Origin of the sequence: Aeromonas sp. 600886, assembly GCF_049174935.1 — a bacterium.
GTDB lineage: Bacteria > Pseudomonadota > Gammaproteobacteria > Enterobacterales > Aeromonadaceae > Aeromonas > Aeromonas veronii_A.
On the sequence record NZ_JAAKUB010000054.1, the window covers coordinates 1 to 646 of the forward strand.

Sequence of the window (646 nt, forward strand, 5' to 3'; positions counted from 1 at the left end):
TCCTTCATCGCCTCTGACTGCCAAGGCATCCACCATGTACGCTTAGTCACTTAACCATACAACCCCAAGAAGTGTCGGTGAAACCGGCACAGCTCGTTGTCGTACAACAAGGACCAAATAAAATTTGGTTTTCGCCAAGAAGTTTCCAAAGCACTTGTAACAAATGTTTGAGAACTACTTTTTAAATCAGCTTTCCAGATTGTTAAAGAGCATGTTTGCAACGGCGCAAGGCCGAAGAAAACAGAGTTAAGAATCAGTTTCTTAACTCTGCATTCTTAAGATGCGAAGAGAAGTGGCGTCCCCTAGGGGATTCGAACCCCTGTTACCGCCGTGAAAGGGCGGTGTCCTAGGCCTCTAGACGAAGGGGACCCCGAGTCTGCTTTGCAGTGCTTGCGCACTGAGACAACAGGTAGCAGTAAACTGCTATTCACATCCCGTTATCCGGCAGAAGAGGTTTTCTCTCATCCATCCCGAGGGCTGGACAACAGAAGCTGATGCATCTCTGCACCAGGTCTTTGCTCTAACTACTTTGAATCAAGGCAATCTGTGTGAACACTCAACAACTTCGTCATCTTAAGGTAAGGAGGTGATCCAACCCCAGGTTCCCCTAGGGTTACCTTGTTACGACTTCACCCCAGTCATGAAT

At 47.7% G+C, this 646-nt stretch carries 1 tRNA gene and 1 rRNA gene; both read right to left on the minus strand.

Features of this window, described 5'->3' with window-relative positions:
• Nucleotides 1–293: 293 nt before the first annotated feature.
• Nucleotides 294–369: transfer RNA gene (locus G5179_RS20800), tRNA-Glu, on the minus strand.
• A 210-nt stretch (nt 370–579) separates the two neighbouring features.
• A 16S ribosomal RNA gene (locus G5179_RS20805) occupies nt 580–646 on the minus strand; the annotation flags it as partial.